The sequence below is a fragment of the Pseudomonas urethralis genome (genome assembly GCF_021602465.1).
Taxonomy (GTDB): domain Bacteria; phylum Pseudomonadota; class Gammaproteobacteria; order Pseudomonadales; family Pseudomonadaceae; genus Aquipseudomonas; species Aquipseudomonas vlassakiae.
Genome location: NZ_BQIJ01000023.1, coordinates 35,237 through 51,838, shown reverse-complemented (window position 1 = coordinate 51,838; position 16,602 = coordinate 35,237). Strand labels below are relative to the sequence as shown.

Annotated in this window: 14 protein-coding genes; 13 read left to right on the top strand and 1 reads right to left on the bottom strand. The window is 63.1% G+C overall.

The features are described 5' to 3' along the window. Positions 1–34 precede the first annotated feature (34 nt). The 11 genes from fabZ to ispD all read left to right on the top strand — a co-directional run bounded on the left by fabZ (position 35) and on the right by ispD (position 13,555). Entirely contained in the window at positions 35–475 is a 441-nt protein-coding gene (gene fabZ / locus L6D64_RS25550; protein WP_003252314.1) for a 3-hydroxyacyl-ACP dehydratase FabZ, read from the top strand. Continuing rightward, positions 472–1,248, top strand: a complete 777-nt coding sequence (gene lpxA / locus L6D64_RS25545) for an acyl-ACP--UDP-N-acetylglucosamine O-acyltransferase (RefSeq protein ID WP_176506554.1) — start codon at positions 472–474, stop codon at positions 1,246–1,248. Before fabZ ends, lpxA begins: the two co-directional genes overlap by 4 nt. A gap of 1 nt (position 1,249) precedes the next feature. Then, positions 1,250–2,377, top strand: a complete 1,128-nt coding sequence (gene lpxB, locus L6D64_RS25540) for a lipid-A-disaccharide synthase (protein WP_176506553.1) — start codon at positions 1,250–1,252, stop codon at positions 2,375–2,377. Between the two features lies 1 nt (position 2,378). Beyond that, on the top strand, positions 2,379–3,002 hold the full coding sequence (gene rnhB / locus L6D64_RS25535) for a ribonuclease HII (protein ID WP_176506552.1): 624 nt from the start codon (positions 2,379–2,381) through the stop codon (positions 3,000–3,002). Positions 3,003–3,091: 89 nt separating this feature from the next. Then, complete coding sequence (gene dnaE, locus L6D64_RS25530) at positions 3,092–6,616, top strand: DNA polymerase III subunit alpha (RefSeq protein ID WP_176506551.1); 3,525 nt, start codon at positions 3,092–3,094, stop codon at positions 6,614–6,616. Between the two features lie 105 nt (positions 6,617–6,721). Further along, complete coding sequence (gene accA, locus L6D64_RS25525) at positions 6,722–7,669, top strand: acetyl-CoA carboxylase carboxyl transferase subunit alpha (RefSeq protein ID WP_054885363.1); 948 nt, start codon at positions 6,722–6,724, stop codon at positions 7,667–7,669. Positions 7,670–7,741: 72 nt separating this feature from the next. Continuing rightward, on the top strand, positions 7,742–9,025 hold the full coding sequence (tilS, locus tag L6D64_RS25520) for a tRNA lysidine(34) synthetase TilS (RefSeq protein ID WP_176506550.1): 1,284 nt from the start codon (positions 7,742–7,744) through the stop codon (positions 9,023–9,025). Positions 9,026–9,294: 269 nt separating this feature from the next. Beyond that, on the top strand, positions 9,295–10,923 hold the full coding sequence (locus L6D64_RS25515; protein WP_176506549.1) for a CTP synthase: 1,629 nt from the start codon (positions 9,295–9,297) through the stop codon (positions 10,921–10,923). A 200-nt stretch (positions 10,924–11,123) separates the two neighbouring features. Next, on the top strand, positions 11,124–12,413 hold the full coding sequence (gene eno, locus L6D64_RS25510; RefSeq protein ID WP_176506548.1) for a phosphopyruvate hydratase: 1,290 nt from the start codon (positions 11,124–11,126) through the stop codon (positions 12,411–12,413). A gap of 156 nt (positions 12,414–12,569) precedes the next feature. After that, positions 12,570–12,851, top strand: a complete 282-nt coding sequence (ftsB, locus tag L6D64_RS25505; RefSeq protein WP_054885359.1) for a cell division protein FtsB — start codon at positions 12,570–12,572, stop codon at positions 12,849–12,851. After that, on the top strand, positions 12,848–13,555 hold the full coding sequence (gene ispD, locus L6D64_RS25500) for a 2-C-methyl-D-erythritol 4-phosphate cytidylyltransferase (RefSeq protein WP_176506547.1): 708 nt from the start codon (positions 12,848–12,850) through the stop codon (positions 13,553–13,555). The genes ftsB and ispD overlap by 4 nt, the downstream gene beginning before the upstream one ends. 48 nt (positions 13,556–13,603) lie before the next feature. Here the strand turns inward: ispD and L6D64_RS25495 are convergent, their stop codons facing one another. Next, positions 13,604–14,500, bottom strand: coding sequence for a LysR substrate-binding domain-containing protein (locus L6D64_RS25495; protein WP_054885357.1), 897 nt, complete (start codon positions 14,498–14,500; stop codon positions 13,604–13,606). Positions 14,501–14,608: 108 nt separating this feature from the next. Here L6D64_RS25495 and L6D64_RS25490 point away from each other — a divergent pair, with 108 nt between their 5' ends. Together L6D64_RS25490 and fghA are read left to right on the top strand one after the other, a co-directional pair. Beyond that, positions 14,609–15,721: an S-(hydroxymethyl)glutathione dehydrogenase/class III alcohol dehydrogenase gene (locus L6D64_RS25490; RefSeq protein ID WP_016712915.1), complete on the top strand. Its 1,113-nt coding sequence runs from the start codon at positions 14,609–14,611 to the stop codon at positions 15,719–15,721. Between the two features lie 8 nt (positions 15,722–15,729). Continuing rightward, the gene (gene fghA / locus L6D64_RS25485; protein ID WP_176506546.1) at positions 15,730–16,584 is read left to right on the top strand and encodes an S-formylglutathione hydrolase; all 855 of its coding nucleotides are present in this window, start codon (positions 15,730–15,732) and stop codon (positions 16,582–16,584) included. The last annotated feature ends 18 nt before the right edge of the window (positions 16,585–16,602 follow it).

Genomic DNA, 16,602 nt, shown 5'->3' with positions numbered 1-16,602 from the left:
CGCTCCCTATTCTTATTACAGGCTTCCCCCCGAAATGATGGACATCAACGAGATTCGCGAATACCTGCCTCACCGCTACCCGTTCCTGCTGGTAGATCGCGTGACGGATCTGGACTTCGAGGCCCAGAGCATTCGTGCCTACAAGAATGTCAGCATCAACGAGCCGTTCTTCAATGGCCATTTCCCGGCTCACCCGATCATGCCGGGCGTCCTCATCATCGAAGCCATGGCCCAGGCGGCCGGCATCCTTGGTTTCAAGATGCTCGATGCCAAGCCGGCCGATGGCACCCTGTACTACTTCGTCGGTTCCGACAAGCTGCGTTTCCGTCAGCCGGTGCTGCCGGGCGACCAGCTGGTACTGGAAGCCAAGTTCCTCAGCCGCAAGAGCATGATCTGGAAGTTCGAATGCCGCGCCCTGGTCGACGGCAAGCCGGTGTGCTCGGCTGAGATCACCTGTGCGGAACGCTCCCTATGAGTTCGATTGATCCGCGGGCGATCATCGATCCCTCGGCCAAGCTGGCCGAGGGCGTCGAGGTTGGCCCGTGGTCGATCGTCGGCCCCGACGTCGAAATCGGCGAGGGCACCGTCATTGGCCCCCATGTCGTGCTTAAAGGGCCGACCCGGATTGGCAAGCACAACCGTATCTACCAGTTTTCCTCGATTGGTGAAGACACCCCTGACCTCAAGTACAAGGGCGAGCCGACACGCTTGGTGATCGGTGATCACAACGTGATCCGCGAGGGGGTGACCATTCATCGTGGTACGGTCCAGGACCGTTCGGAAACCACCCTGGGCGATCACAACCTGATCATGGCCTATGCCCATATCGGCCATGACAGCGTCATCGGCAATCACTGCATCCTGGTCAACAATACCGCGCTGGCCGGGCATGTACACGTGGGCGATTGGGCGATCCTGTCCGGATTCACCCTGGTGCATCAGTACTGCCACATCGGCGCCCATGCGTTCTCTGGCATGGGCACGGCGATCGGCAAGGATGTGCCGGCCTTCGTCACGGTGTTCGGCAGCCCTGCCGAAGCCCGTAGCATGAACTTCGAAGGCATGCGCCGGCGTGGTTTCAGCGACGAGGTCATCCATGCCCTGCGCCGTTCATACAAGATCGTCTACCGCCAGGGTCTGACCGTGGAAGAGGCGATCAAAGAGCTGGACGAACTGGCCGCCAAGCACGAACAGGTCGAGCTGTTCCGCCAGTCGATCGTGAATTCTGCCCGCGGCATCACCCGCTGACATGGCGCAGCTTTGCGTAGCCCTGGTCGCAGGTGAGGCCAGCGGCGATATCCTCGGTTCTGGTCTGATGCGCGCCCTCAAGGCGCGCCATCCCGATGTGCGTTTCATCGGTGTGGGCGGCCCGTTGATGGAGGCCGAAGGCCTTCAGTCTTACTTCCCCATGGAACGCCTGGCGGTCATGGGCCTGGTCGAAGTACTGGGGCGCCTGCGTGAGTTGCTCAAGCGGCGCAAGGTGCTGATCCAGACCTTGATCGACGAGAAGCCCGATGTGTTCATCGGCATCGATGCCCCCGATTTCACCCTCAATATCGAACTGAAACTGCGTCAGGCCGGGATCAAGACCGTACATTACGTCAGCCCGTCGGTCTGGGCGTGGCGGCAGAAGCGCGTGCTGAAGATTCGCGAAGGTTGCGACCTGATGCTGACGCTGTTGCCCTTCGAAGCACGCTTCTATGAAGAGCAGGGCGTGCCGGTGCGGTTTGTCGGCCATCCGTTGGCCGACACCATTCCGTTGACGGCAGACCGTCAGGCTGCGCGTAACGAACTGGGCCTGGCTGATGGGCCGGTGGTGGCGTTGATGCCGGGCAGCCGTGGTGGTGAGGTCGGGCGCCTGGGCGCGCTGTTCCTCGACGCCGCTCAGCGCCTGCGCGAACGGGTGCCTGGCGTGCGCTTCGTGCTGCCTTGCGCCAACGCAGCGCGTCGTGCTCAGATCGAGCAGATGCTCGAAGGGCGCGACTTGCCGTTGACCTTGCTCGATGGCCAGTCGCACCGGGCCCTGGCTGCCTGCGACGCGGTGTTGATCGCTTCGGGTACCGCCACGCTGGAGGCGCTGTTGTACAAGCGGCCGATGGTTGTAGCCTACCGCCTGGCACCGTTGACCTACTGGATTCTCAAACGTCTGGTGAAAAGCCCCTACGTGTCGTTGCCCAACCTGCTGGCCCAGCGTGAACTGGTGCCTGAGCTGCTGCAGGATGCCGCGACCAGCGAAGCCCTGGCCCAGGCCCTGGCGCCGCTGGTCACCGACGGTGCCCGGCAGACCGAACGCTTCGACGAGATTCACCGCACCCTGCGCCGCGACGCCTCCAACCAGGCTGCCGACGCGGTGCTGGCCCTGCTCAAGGACCGCTGACATGCAGATTGGACTGGACTTCAACCTGGTCGAAGACCTGGTCGCCGGCGTCGACGAAGTTGGCCGCGGCCCGCTGTGCGGTGCGGTGGTCACGGCGGCGGTGATCCTCGACCCGGCGCGGCCGATTCTTGGCCTGAACGATTCGAAGAAACTCACCGAAGCCAAGCGCGAGGCGCTGTTCGACGAGATCTGCGAAAAAGCCTTGAGCTTCTGCATCGCCCGCGCCGAAGTCGAGGAAATCGACCGCTTGAACATCCTCCATGCCACCATGCTGGCCATGCAGCGAGCGGTGGAAGGGTTGCATGTGACGCCGAAGCTGGCACTGATCGACGGTAACCGTTGCCCGAAGCTGGCGGTACCGGCGTCGCCAGTGGTCAAAGGCGATAGCCAGGTGCCGGCAATCGCTGCCGCATCGATCCTGGCCAAGGTGACCCGGGACCGGGAGATGAGCGCATTCGAGCTGATCTACCCGGGTTACGGCATTGGCGGGCATAAAGGCTATCCAACGCCTGTGCACCTCGAAGCCCTCGAGCGCCTGGGCCCGACGCCCATTCATCGGCGCTCGTTCGGCCCGGTGCGGGCCGCCTGGGAAGCCCGCGAAGGCCTCATCGACTCGTTGATCTGACGATCCGGGGCCGCGCGGCGGCCCCAAAATCCCCTCGCAATTGCGCTACAATCCCGCCCTTGTCGTTCAGCACTGCTACAGGACTATCCATGTCGGTTCCCTTCGTTCACCTGCGCGTCCACTCCGAATTCTCGCTGGTCGACGGCCTGGTGCGGATCAAGCCGCTGGCCAAGGCGCTGGCGGGGATGAACATGCCCGCGGTGGCGATCACCGACCAGAGCAACATGTGCTCGCTGGTCAAGTTCTACAAGACCGCCATGGGCGCCGGGATCAAGCCGATTTGCGGTGCCGACCTGTGGCTGGCCGGCAACGACCCGGAAGCACCGCTGTCGCGTATCTGCTTCCTGGCCATGGACCCCAAGGGCTATCGCAACCTCACCGAATTGATCTCCCGTGGCTGGACCGAGGGCCAGCGCAACGGCCTGGTGATCCTCCAGCGTGAATGGATCGCGCCCGCGAGCGAGGGGCTGATTGCCCTGTCAGCCGGCAAGGAAGGCGATATCGGCATGGCCCTGATGAGTGGTCGCCAGGATGAAGCCGAGGCCCTGCTGCGTGACTGGATGGGCATGTTCCCGGAGCGCTTCTATGTCGAAGTGCAGCGCACCAATCGTGCCGGCGACGAAGAGTACGTGCACGCTGCCGTGGCCCTGGCCGATCAACTCGGCGCTCCACTGGTCGCCACCAACGACGTACGCTTCATCAAGCAGTCCGACTTCGACGCCCACGAAACCCGCGTCTGCATCGGCGAGGGCTGGACCCTCGACGATCCGCGCCGGCCGCGTATCTACAGCGACCAGCAGTACCTGAAATCGGCCGAGGAAATGGCCGAGCTGTTCAGCGACTTGCCCGACGCCCTTGCCAACACCGTCGAAATCGCCAAACGCTGCAATATCCAGGTGCAGCTGGGCAAATACTTCCTGCCCGATTTCCCGACGCCGAATGGCATGGGTATCGACGATTACCTGCGGCACGTCTCCTACGAAGGCCTGGAAGAGCGCCTGGCGGTGCTGTGGCCGAAAGAGACCACACCGAATTACGAAGAGAAGCGCCAGGTCTACCTGGACCGCCTGAAGTTCGAACTGGACATCATCATCCAGATGGGCTTCCCCGGTTACTTCCTGATCGTGATGGACTTCATCAAGTGGGCCAAGAATAACGGTGTGCCGGTGGGCCCGGGCCGGGGGTCGGGTGCCGGCTCGCTGGTGGCCTACGTGCTGAAGATCACCGACCTCGACCCGCTGGCCTACGACCTGCTGTTCGAGCGCTTCCTCAACCCAGAACGTATTTCCATGCCCGACTTCGACGTCGACTTCTGCATGGACGGCCGTGACCGGGTGATCGACTACGTGGCCGAAGCCTATGGCCGTAACGCGGTCAGCCAGATCATCACCTTCGGTACCATGGCGGCGAAGGCGGTGGTGCGAGACGTGGCGCGGGTACAGGGCAAGTCCTATGGCCTGGCTGACCGCCTGTCGAAGATGATCCCGTTCGAAGTGGGCATGACCCTGGAGAAGGCCTACGAGCAGGAAGAGATCCTGCGCGACTTCCTCAAGGGTGACGAAGACGCCCGTGAAATCTGGGACATGGCCCTGAAGCTCGAGGGCGTGACGCGCGGTACCGGCAAGCATGCCGGTGGCGTGGTCATTGCCCCGACCAAGCTCACCGACTTCTCGCCGATCGCCTGTGACGAAGAGGGCGGCGGCCTGGTTACCCAGTTCGACAAGGATGACGTCGAGGCCGCCGGCCTGGTGAAGTTCGACTTCCTCGGCCTGCGGACCCTGACCATCATCAAGTGGGCCATGGAGATCATCAACCGCGAGCAGGCCAAGAAGAACCTGCCCGACCTCAACATCGACTTCATCCCGCTGGACGACCGCAAGACCTACGAGCTGTTGCAGAAGGCCGAAACCACGGCGGTGTTCCAGCTTGAATCGCGGGGCATGAAAGAGCTGATCAAGAAGCTCAAGCCCGACTGCCTGGAAGACCTTATCGCACTGGTGGCGCTGTTCCGCCCAGGCCCGCTGCAGTCGGGCATGGTGGACGACTTCATCAACCGCAAGCATGGCCGCGCCGAGTTGGCGTACCCGCACCCGGACTACCAGTACGAAGGCCTGAAGCCGGTACTGGCGCCCACCTACGGCATCATCCTGTATCAGGAACAGGTGATGCAGATCGCCCAGGTGATGGCAGGCTATACCCTCGGCGGCGCCGACATGCTGCGCCGTGCGATGGGTAAGAAGAAGCCCGAGGAGATGGCCAAGCAGCGCGGTGGTTTCATCGAAGGTTGTGCCAACAACAATATCGATGCGGACCTGGCCGGTAACATCTTCGACCTGGTGGAAAAGTTCGCCGGCTACGGCTTCAACAAATCCCACTCCGCCGCCTATGGCCTGGTGTCGTACCAGACTGCCTGGCTGAAAACCCACCACCCGGCGCCGTTCATGGCTGCGGTACTGTCGGCGGATATGCACAACACCGACAAGGTGGTGGTGCTGGTCGAGGAAGTGCGCAGCATGAAACTGCGCCTCGACGCGCCGGACGTGAACTTCTCCGACTTCAAGTTCACCGTCAACGATGACGGGCGCATCGTCTACGGCCTGGGCGCCATCAAGGGCGTCGGCGAAGGCCCGGTGGAGGCCATTGTCGAGGCGCGTGCCCAGGGTGGCCCGTTCAAGGACCTGTTCGACTTCTGCGAGCGTATCGACCTCAAGCGGGTCAACAAGCGCACCCTCGATGCGTTGATCCGCAGTGGTGCGCTGGACCGCCTGGGCCCGCATTTCCATGACGAGATCAAGGCCTATCAGGCCAATATCGACCGCAATCGCGCGACCCTGCTGTCGGCCCTGGGCGAAGCCATCAAGGCCGCCGAGCAGGCGGCGCATACCGCTGACAGCGGCCACGTCGACCTGTTCGGCGGCATGTTCGACGCGGCGGATGTCGATGTCTACGCCAACCACCGCAAGGTGCGCGAACTGACCCTCAAGGAACGCCTGAAGGGCGAGAAGGACACGCTGGGCCTGTACCTCACCGGCCACCCGATCGACGAATACGAGACCGAGATCCGCCGTTTCGCTCGCCAGCGCATCATCGACCTCAAGCCGTCGCGCGAGACCCAGACCATCGCCGGGATGATCATTGCGTTGCGGGTGATGAAGAACAAGAAGGGCGACAAGATGGGCTTCGTCACCCTCGATGACCGTTCCGGGCGCATCGAGGCCTCGCTGTTTGCCGACGCCTACATGGCGGCACAGTCCTTGCTCCAGACTGATGCCATGGTGGTGGTCGAGGGCGAGGTCAGCAACGATGACTTCTCCGGCGGCCTGCGCCTGCGGGTGAAGCAGGTGATGACCATGGAGGACGCACGCACCAAGCTGGCCGAAAGCCTGCGCCTGAAAGTGGCACACGAAGCGCTCAAGGGCGACCGCCTCAAGTGGCTGGGCGAACTGATCACCCGCCATCGTGGGGCTTGCCCGATCACGCTGGAGTACACCGGCAGCGATGCCAAGGCCATGTTGCAGTTCGGCGAGCAGTGGAAGATCGACCCGGCTGATGGCCTGATTCAGGCGCTGCGTGACCAGTTCGGGCGTGAGAACGTCTTCCTGCAATATCGTTGAATCGACGAAATTTAATCTCGACCTATATGCGCCTGATCCCTTAAGGTAGGGCGCCAAACGGATCAACCGGCCGGCCGCCTGGCCGTAGACCCAAGACGGATGACTATGAACCCGAATTTTCTCGATTTCGAACAGCCGATTGCCGACCTGCAAGCCAAGATCGAAGGCCTGCGCCTGGTAGGCAACGACAACTCGCTGAACATCAGCGATGAAATTGCCCGTCTGCAAGACAAGAGCAACACCCTGACCGAAAGCATCTTCGGCAACCTGACCAGCTGGCAGATCGCCCGCCTGGCCCGTCACCCACGTCGTCCATACACCCTGGACTACCTGGATCACATCTTCACCGAGTTCGAAGAACTGCACGGTGACCGCCACTTCTCCGACGACGCCGCGATCGTCGGTGGTACGGCGCGTCTGGACGGCAAGCCAGTCATGGTCATCGGCCACCAGAAAGGTCGCGAAGTGCGCGAGAAGGTACGCCGCAACTTCGGCATGCCGCGCCCAGAGGGCTACCGCAAGGCCTGCCGCCTGATGGAAATGGCCGAGCGCTTCAAGATGCCGATCCTGACCTTCATCGACACCCCGGGTGCCTACCCGGGCATCGACGCCGAAGAGCGCAACCAGAGCGAGGCCATCGCCTGGAACCTGCGCGTCATGGCACGCCTGAAGACCCCGATCATCGCCACGGTGATCGGCGAGGGTGGTTCCGGCGGTGCACTGGCCATCGGCGTGTGCGACCAGCTGAACATGCTGCAGTACTCCACCTACTCGGTCATCTCGCCGGAAGGCTGCGCCTCGATCCTGTGGAAGACTGCCGACAAGGCCGCCGACGCTGCTGAAGCCATGGGCATCACCGCTGAGCGTCTGAAGAGCCTCAACATCGTCGACAAGGTCATCCAGGAGCCGCTGGGCGGCGCCCACCGCGACCCGGTCAAGATGTCCGAAAGCATCCGCGCCGACCTGGTGCAGCAGCTGGACATGCTCGGCAAGCTCGATAACGATGCGCTGCTGGCCCGTCGTTATGAGCGCCTGATGAGCTACGGCCTCTAAGTAGATCCCGGGGCCGCTCCGCGGCCCTCGTGGGAGCGGGTTCTCGGTTTTCTCAAGCCAAGTGAGGCCCTCATGATCAACCTCACCCCCTGGCTGCAAGCCCCCGCCTGGTACGTCGGCTACTCCGGTGGCCTCGACTCCACCGTCCTCTTGCATATGCTGGCCAGGCACGCCCGCAACCACCCGGCCCCCCCGCTGCGCGCCCTGCATGTCCACCATGGCCTGCAATCCGCTGCGAACGCGTGGCCTGCCCATTGCCAGTCGATCTGTGACCAGCTCGGCATCGAGCTCCAGGTCATTCCCGTTGAGGTCAGCCCAGGCGCCAGCCTCGAACAGGCCGCCCGCGACGCCCGTTATGCCGCCTTCAGGCGTGTCCTCGGCCCCGGTGACATCTTGTTCGCTGCCCAGCACCGCGACGACCAAGCCGAAACGTTGCTCTTGCGCCTGCTGCGCGGTGCCGGCTTGCGCGGCCTGACGGCGATGCCCACGCAACGGCCGCTGGGCCAGGGTAGCCTGGTCAGGCCATTGCTGGATGTTTCCCGAAAGCAACTGCATGACTACGCCCAGGCCCACGGCCTGAACTGGATAGAAGACCCTTCCAACGACGACACGGCCTTTGCCCGCAATTACCTGCGTGGCGAAGTGTTCCCGCTGCTGCAGCAGCGTTGGCCGCAGGCCAGCCAGAACTTTGCCCGCGCTGCGGAGCACTTGGGCGAAGCGCTTGGCCTGCTCGATGAGTTGGCACGTACTGATCTGGCGCAGGCCGGGGAGGGCGCTTCCCTTGCCTGGCCGCGGCTGGACTCTCTCGATCTGGCCATGCTCGGCACATTGTCGCCCGCACGTCAGCGCAATGCCCTGCAATACTGGCTAAGCCGCCGCACCCGCTTGCCCGATACCCGCCATTGGGCCGGCTGGGCAGACCTGCGCGATGCGGCAGGGGATGCGCAACCCATCTGGCGCCTTGCCGATGGTCAGGTGGTACGTAGCCATGGGCGTATCTGGTGGTTGAGTGGCGACTGGCTGAAACAACCTGCCGGGGAGGTGGCCTGGCGTGAGCCCGGGGCAGCCCTGGAATTGCCGGATAACGGCAGCGTGCGGCTGGTCTGCACTCGGCCGATGAGCGGCCTGCATGTCGCCTACCGCCAGGGCGGCGAGGTGCTGGACATCCCCGGCCGCGGCCGGCGCGACCTCAAGCGCCTGCTCAACGAGCTGCAGGTCCCGCACTTCGTGCGCCCGCGACTGCCGTTGCTATATTGTGGCGAGCGCCTGCTGGCGGTGGCCAATCTGCCTTCGCTGGCGCAGGCCGATTGCCAGCTTCACTGGCAGCCGCCGACGAACGCGCAAGGTTTGAGCTGAAGGGTACATTCCGGTAGACTACCCTCCCTTCTTGATACAACTTCTGTGGCTTCCCCGGAAACACAGCAGTTGCCGATTACCAAGCAGTTTTTTGCTGGGCTGATTCTGAAAATGACGAGCGAGCTCCATGCCGGGGATCCCCCTGGTCTGTACAGACGCGGCAGTTTTTCGAGATGCACTGTGATTGACGCAGGTGATCGGGGGCTTCGGCCTTCCTTCGCTTTCTCCGGCGGCGCTGGCCGCCTTAACGCAGACTTCTAGGGTTTTTCATGACGCGCTACATATTCGTCACGGGCGGTGTTGTTTCTTCATTGGGGAAAGGCATTGCCTCGGCATCCCTGGCGGCCATCCTGGAAGCGCGGGGCCTGAAGGTCACCATGCTCAAGCTGGATCCGTACATCAACGTCGACCCGGGCACCATGAGCCCGTTCCAGCATGGTGAGGTGTTCGTCACCCACGATGGCGCCGAGACCGACCTTGACCTGGGCCACTACGAGCGGTTCATCCGCACGACCATGACCCAGAACAACAACTTCACCACCGGCCGTATCTACGAGCACGTGCTGCGTAAAGAACGCCGTGGTGACTACCTGGGCGCAACCATCCAGGTCATCCCGCACATCACCGACGAAATCAAGCGTCGCATCATCAAGGGTGCCGGCGATGCCGACGTGGCCCTGGTGGAAATCGGCGGTACCGTGGGTGATATCGAGTCGCAACCGTTCCTCGAGGCGATCCGCCAGCTGCGTGTCGAAGTGGGTTCCAAGCGCGCCATGCTGATGCACCTGACCCTGGTCCCGTACATCGCCACGGCTGGCGAGACCAAGACCAAACCGACCCAGCACTCGGTCAAGGAGCTGCGCTCCATCGGCCTGCAGCCTGATGTGCTGATCTGCCGTTCCGACCACCCGGTCGATGCCTCGTCGCGTCGCAAGATCGCCCTCTTCACCAACGTCGAAGAGCGTGCGGTGATTTCGCTGGAAGACGTTGACACCATCTACAAGATCCCAGGCGTGCTGCACGCCCAGGGCCTGGACGACTTCGTCGTCGAGCGCTTTGGCCTGCAGTGCAACAGCGCCGACCTGTCCGAGTGGGACAAGGTGGTCGATGCCAAGCTCAACCCTGAGCAGGAAGTCACCATCGCCATGGTCGGCAAGTACATGGAGCTGCTGGATGCGTACAAGTCGCTGATCGAAGCGATGAGCCACGCCGGCATCACCAACCGGACCAAGGTCAACCTGCGCTACATCGATTCCGAAGACATCGAGAACCAGGGCACCGGCCTGCTCGAAGGCGCCGACGCCATCCTGGTACCGGGCGGTTTCGGCCTGCGCGGCGTGGAAGGCAAGATCACCGCGGTGCAGTACGCCCGTGAGAACAAGGTACCGTACCTGGGCATCTGCCTGGGCATGCAGGTGGCCGTGATCGAATTCGCCCGTAACGTGATGGGCTGGAAGGACGCCAACTCCACCGAATTCGACCGCAACAGCGGCCACCCCGTGGTCGGCCTGATCACCGAGTGGGCTGATGCCACCGGTGCCGTCGAGACCCGTACCGAAGCCTCCGACCTGGGCGGCACCATGCGCCTGGGCGCCCAGGACTGCCAGCTGGCTGCCGGTTCCAAAGTGCATGATTGCTACGGCAAGGACGTGATCACCGAGCGTCACCGTCACCGTTACGAGGTCAACAACAACCTGCTGCCACAGCTGGTTGACGCTGGCCTGGTGGTTTCCGGTCGTTCCGAAGACGGCGCGCTGGTTGAAGTGGTCGAGTCCCAGGACCACCCATGGTTCGTTGCCTGCCAGTTCCACCCGGAGTTCACCTCCACCCCGCGTGACGGTCACCCGCTGTTCAGCGGCTTCGTCAAGGCGGCCCTGGCGCAGAAGAACAAGGCCTGATTTTTTCAGGTGTTTGATGAGTTTTCCGACGGTTAAAGCCGCGCTAGGCTCATTTCTCGGGTAAAGTACGCCCCGATCTACCCCTGACCGTTCGGTCAGGGGTTGCTTCTGCCAGGCCTGCCTGCTGCGTCCCCGCCTGGTGCAAGGCAAGAATTCCCTAAAGTTGCGTTGTTTTCGTCAATTCTGGAGTGCTTACAACAATGGCAAAAATCGTCGACATCAAAGGTCGTGAAGTTCTCGATTCGCGTGGCAACCCCACCGTGGAAGCCGATGTACTGCTCGACAACGGCATCATCGGCAGCGCTTGCGCGCCGTCCGGTGCTTCCACCGGCTCGCGCGAAGCGCTGGAGCTGCGTGATGGCGACAAGAGCCGTTACCTGGGCAAGGGCGTGCTGAAGGCCGTCGCCAACATCAACGGCCCGATCCGTGACCTGCTGCTGGGCAAGGATCCTTCGGACCAGAAGGCCCTGGACCGCGCCATGATCGAACTGGACGGTACCGAGAACAAGGCCAAGCTGGGCGCCAACGCCATCCTCGCCGTGTCCCTGGCTGCCGCCAAGGCCGCTGCACAGGATCAGGACCTGCCGCTGTACGCGCACATCGCCAACCTCAACGGCACCCCGGGCCAGTACTCGATGCCGGTGCCGATGATGAACATCATCAACGGTGGCGAGCACGCCGACAACAACGTCGACATCCAGGAGTTCATGGTTCAGCCAGTGGGCGCCAAGACCTTCTCCGACGGCCTGCGCATGGGCACCGAGATCTTCCACCACCTCAAGGCCGTGCTGAAGGCCCGTGGCCTGAACACCGCCGTGGGTGACGAAGGTGGTTTCGCTCCGAACCTGGCGTCCAACGAAGACGCTCTGGGCGCTATCGCCGAAGCGGTCGAAAAAGCCGGCTACAAGCTGGGCACCGACGTGACCCTGGCCCTGGACTGCGCGGCTTCCGAATTCTACGAAGACGGCAAGTACAACCTGTCCGGTGAAGGCAAGTCGTTCGATGCCGAAGGGTTCGCCGAGTACCTGAAAGGCCTGACCGAGCGCTTCCCGATCATCTCGATCGAAGACGGCCTGGACGAGTCCGACTGGGCTGGCTGGAAAATCCTGACCGACAAGATCGGTGCCAAGGTCCAACTGGTCGGCGACGACCTGTTCGTGACCAACACCAAGATCCTCAAGGAAGGCATCGAGAAGGGCATCGGTAACTCGATCCTGATCAAGTTCAACCAGATCGGCTCGCTGACCGAAACCCTGGAAGCCATCCAGATGGCCAAGGCTGCCGGCTACACCGCGGTGATCTCGCACCGTTCCGGTGAAACCGAAGACTCGACCATTGCCGACCTGGCCGTGGGTACCGCTGCTGGCCAGATCAAGACTGGCTCGCTGTGCCGCTCCGACCGCGTCTCGAAGTACAACCAGCTGCTGCGCATCGAAGAGCAACTGGGCGCCAAAGCGGTTTACCGTGGTCGTGCCGAGTTTCGCGGCTAAGCAAGAGATGGTAAAAAGACAGCAGCCGAGGCTGTCGGAAGTTTCATAGTGAAATTTCTGACGCTTCATGCGGGTTTCTGTCAACGAAGCCTGGCCTCGGCCAGGCTTCGTGCTATATGACGCCCGTGTGCGGCGGTCTTTAACCTGGATACCTTGATGCGCAGTCCCTATTGGTTGTTCCTTGTCCTGCTCCTGCTGCTCGGTGGCCTGCAGTACCGCCTTTGGGTGGGTAACGGCAGCCTGGCGCAAGTGGCCGAGCTCAAGCAGCAGATCGACGAACAGCATGCCGAGAACGAACGGCTGCTGGAGCGTAACCGTGTGCTCGATGCCGAGGTGATGGAGTTGAAGAAAGGTATGGAGACCGTCGAAGAGCGGGCTCGTCATGAACTGGGAATGGTCAAAGAGGGCGAAACCCTCTTCCAGTTGCCGCAAAAATGACTGAAACACTGCCGGCCTTCTGGGTCGTGATTCCTGCTGCGGGCGTCGGTGCCCGCATGGCTGCCGACCGCCCTAAGCAATATCTGGAGCTGGCGGGGCAGACCCTTCTCGAGCACAGCCTCGACTGTTTTCTTGGCCACCCCTCGCTCAAGGGCGTGGTGGTCAGCATTGCCGAACACGATCCGTACTGGCCGGGCCTGCGCTGCGCCAACGACCCGCGCATCCAGCGCGCAGCGGGTGGTGACGAGCGCGCCGACTCGGTGCTCAGTGCCTTGCTGCTGTTGCATGCCCAAGGGGCTTCGGACGACGACTGGGTGCTGGTGCACGATGCGGCACGGCCGAACCTTGCGCGCAGCGACCTCGACAAGCTGCTGTCGGAACTGGCCGATGATCCGGTCGGCGGCCTGCTGGCGGTGCCGGCACGCGATACCCTCAAGCGCGCCGATGCCCATGGGCGGGTTGCCGCGACGGTCGATCGCAGTACCATCTGGCAGGCTTACACGCCGCAGATGTTCCGTTTGGGGGCGCTGCATCGGGCCTTGGCCGAAAGCCTGGTTTCCGATGTGGTGGTGACCGATGAAGCTTCGGCCATCGAATGGTCGGGGCAGGCGCCGCGGCTGGTCGAAGGGCGCAGCGACAACATCAAGGTGACCCGGCCGGAAGACCTGGAATGGCTGCGCCAGCGCTGGGCCGGGCGGCGCTGATCGGCGTATGCCTTGCCGGCTTTTTCGCGGGTAAACAAGGCCAACGCATCAGCCATGCCGGTACTCAGGCAACCCGGCCAACCCTTCCTTGAGATAATCCACTAGCCGTCTGACTTTAGGCGACAGGTGCCGCTGCTGCGGATACAGCGCCCACACCGCCGTATTCGGCGGCTGATGCCCCTCCAGCAACGACACCAGCGCCCCACTGTTCAGATGCTCGAGCACGTAATAGTCGGGCAACTGACACAACCCCATCCCCAGCAGCGCCGCATCCAGCACTGCCTGGCCGCTGTTGCAGCGCCAGTTGCCTTGCACCCGCTGGCTGATCTCGCGGCCATCCTGCTGCAAGGCCCACAGGTCGGAACTGCCGATCAGGCAATTGTGCCGGGCCAGTTCCGACAGGCTGTGCGGCCGCCCGTAACGCTCCAGGTACGCTGGCGACGCGCACAGGTACATGCGCCGCGGTGCAAGGCGCGTGGCCACCAGCCGTGAGTCTGCCAGGCGGCCGAGGCGGATCGCCAGGTCCATGCCTTCGTGCAGCAGGTCGAGGGTGCGGTTGCTCAGTTCCACTTCGACCCGCAGTTGCGGATACAGCGCCATGAAACGCGTCACCAGCGGCACGATAAAACGCTCACCATAGGCTACCGCACAGGTCATGCGCAGCAGCCCCTTGGGTTCGCTGGCCAAGTCGCCCATGGCGCGCAGCGCTTCCTCGCGGCCGTCCTGCAGGCGCTGGCAATGCTGCAAAAAGGTCTGCCCGGCTTCACTCAGGGCTACCCGACGAGTACTGCGGTACAGCAAGCGGGTCTGCAGGCGTTCTTCCAGGCGGGCGATCTGCCGGCTGATGTGCGACGACGACACGCCCAGGCGCTCGGCTGCCGCCGTGAACTGGCCCGACTCGGCCACGGCGACGAATTCGTCGATGCCTTCCCAACGGCTGCTCATGGATTATCCCTGAATGGCAATAATGTTTTGGCTTTGCCTGGATTATTCACTAAAAGCGCCTGGATTACACTGCGGGACTGAACCGATCCTCTGTCTGGAGACCCTGTGATGATCAAGTCCCGTGCTGCCGTTGCCTTCGAGGCCAAGAAACCCCTGGAAATTGTCGAAGTCGACGTGGCCATGCCCAAGGCCGGCGAAGTGCTGCTGCGCGTGGTCGCCAGCGGTGTTTGCCACACCGACGCCTACACCTTGTCCGGCGCTGACCCGGAAGGCATCTTCCCGTCGATCCTGGGTCATGAAGGCGGTGCGATCGTCGAAGCGGTGGGCGAGGGCGTGACCTCGGTGGCGGTGGGCGATCACGTGATCCCGCTGTACACGCCGGAATGCGGCAAGTGCAAGTTCTGCCTCTCGGGCAAGACCAACCTGTGCCAGGCCATCCGTGCCACCCAGGGCAAGGGCCTGATGCCGGACGGCACCACTCGCTTCTCGTACAAAGGCCAGCAGCTGTTCCACTACATGGGCACCTCGACCTTCTCCGAGTACACCGTGCTGCCGGAAATTTCCGTGGCCAAGATCCAGAAGGAAGCCCCGCTGGAGAAGGTCTGCCTGCTCGGCTGTGGCGTCACCACCGGGATCGGCGCAGTGCTCAACACCGCCAAGGTCAAGCCCGGTGACACCGTGGCCATCTTCGGCCTCGGCGGCATCGGCCTGTCGGCAGTGATCGGCGCAGTCAAGGCCAAGGCCTCGCGCATCATCGCCATCGATATCAACCCGGCCAAGTTCGAGATCGCCCGCCAACTGGGTGCCACCGACTGCATCAACCCGAAAGACTACGACCGCCCGATCCAGGAAGTGATCGTCGACCTCACCGACGGCGGTGTGGACTTCTCGTTCGAGTGCATCGGCAACGTGCAACTGATGCGCGCGGCCCTGGAATGCTGCCACAAGGGCTGGGGCGAGTCGGTGATCATCGGTGTCGCCGGTGCCGGCCAGGAAATCGCCACCCGTCCGTTCCAGCTGGTGACCGGGCGCGTCTGGCGGGGTTCGGCATTCGGAGGCGTGCGTGGCCGCAGCGAGCTGCCAAGCTACGTGGAAATGTCCGAGAAGGGCGAAATCCCGCTGGATACCTTCATCACCCACACCATGGGCCTGGAGGACATCAACAAGGCCTTCGACCTGATGCACGAAGGCAAGAGCATCCGCAGCGTGATCCACTTCTGAGGTGAGCCATGAGCCTGGATAACATCTCCTGCCAGAAGAGCTTCGGCGGCTGGCACAAGCGTTACCGGCATCACTCCAGGGTGCTGGGCTGCGACATGGTGTTCGCCGTCTACCTGCCGCCGCAGGCCGAGCAGGGCGAGAAGCTGCCGGTGCTGTACTGGCTCAGCGGCCTCACCTGCACCGACGAGAACTTCATGCAGAAGGCCGGCGCCCAGCGCCTGGCTGCCGAGCTCGGCCTGATCATCGTCGCCCCCGACACCAGCCCGCGTGGCGAGCAGGTGCCGGGCGACCCTGATGGTGCGTGGGACTTCGGTCTCGGCGCAGGGTTCTACCTCAATGCCACCCAGCAGCCTTGGGCGCAGCATTACCGCATGCACGACTATGTCGTGCAGGAGCTGCCGGCACTGATCGAGGCGCACTTCCCGGCGTCCGACCAGCGCAGCATCAGTGGCCACTCCATGGGGGGCCATGGCGCGCTGGTGTGTGCCTTGCGCAACCCAGGGCGCTATCGTTCGGTGTCGGCGTTCTCGCCGATCAGCAACCCGATGGACTGCCCGTGGGGCGAGAAGGCCTTCAGCCGCTACCTGGGCGAAGACCGCGCGCGCTGGCGCGAATGGGATGCCAGTGTGCTGCTGGCGGAAACCGCTGCAGGCGAGTGCCCGCCGTTGCTGGTGGACCAGGGCGACCGTGATGACTTCCTCGAGAAGCAGCTCAAGCCTGAAACGCTGGAGCAGGCCGCACGCAAAGGCGGACATGCGCTGACCCTGCGCCTGCAGCCTGGTTATGACCACAGCTACTACTTCATCGCCAGCTTCATCGATGAGCACCTGCGCCATCATGCGATGGCATTGGGGCGGGTGTAACAGCCTGGTCCAAAAGCC

Excerpts from the sequence above, each read along its gene's own strand:
- dnaE (WP_176506551.1), top strand. The coding sequence starts at position 3,092 with ATGTCGGTTCCCTTCGTTCACCTGCGCGTCCACTCCGAATTCTCGCTG.
- accA (WP_054885363.1), top strand. The coding sequence starts at position 6,722 with ATGAACCCGAATTTTCTCGATTTCGAACAGCCGATTGCCGACCTGCAA.
- tilS (WP_176506550.1), top strand. The coding sequence starts at position 7,742 with ATGATCAACCTCACCCCCTGGCTGCAAGCCCCCGCCTGGTACGTCGGC.
- lpxA (WP_176506554.1), top strand. The coding sequence starts at position 472 with ATGAGTTCGATTGATCCGCGGGCGATCATCGATCCCTCGGCCAAGCTG.
- rnhB (WP_176506552.1), top strand. The coding sequence starts at position 2,379 with ATGCAGATTGGACTGGACTTCAACCTGGTCGAAGACCTGGTCGCCGGC.
- fabZ (WP_003252314.1), top strand. The coding sequence starts at position 35 with ATGATGGACATCAACGAGATTCGCGAATACCTGCCTCACCGCTACCCG.
- L6D64_RS25495 (WP_054885357.1), bottom strand. The coding sequence starts at position 14,500 with ATGAGCAGCCGTTGGGAAGGCATCGACGAATTCGTCGCCGTGGCCGAG.
- ftsB (WP_054885359.1), top strand. The coding sequence starts at position 12,570 with ATGCGCAGTCCCTATTGGTTGTTCCTTGTCCTGCTCCTGCTGCTCGGT.
- fghA (WP_176506546.1), top strand. The coding sequence starts at position 15,730 with ATGAGCCTGGATAACATCTCCTGCCAGAAGAGCTTCGGCGGCTGGCAC.
- lpxB (WP_176506553.1), top strand. The coding sequence starts at position 1,250 with ATGGCGCAGCTTTGCGTAGCCCTGGTCGCAGGTGAGGCCAGCGGCGAT.
- L6D64_RS25515 (WP_176506549.1), top strand. The coding sequence starts at position 9,295 with ATGACGCGCTACATATTCGTCACGGGCGGTGTTGTTTCTTCATTGGGG.
- ispD (WP_176506547.1), top strand. The coding sequence starts at position 12,848 with ATGACTGAAACACTGCCGGCCTTCTGGGTCGTGATTCCTGCTGCGGGC.
- eno (WP_176506548.1), top strand. The coding sequence starts at position 11,124 with ATGGCAAAAATCGTCGACATCAAAGGTCGTGAAGTTCTCGATTCGCGT.
- L6D64_RS25490 (WP_016712915.1), top strand. The coding sequence starts at position 14,609 with ATGATCAAGTCCCGTGCTGCCGTTGCCTTCGAGGCCAAGAAACCCCTG.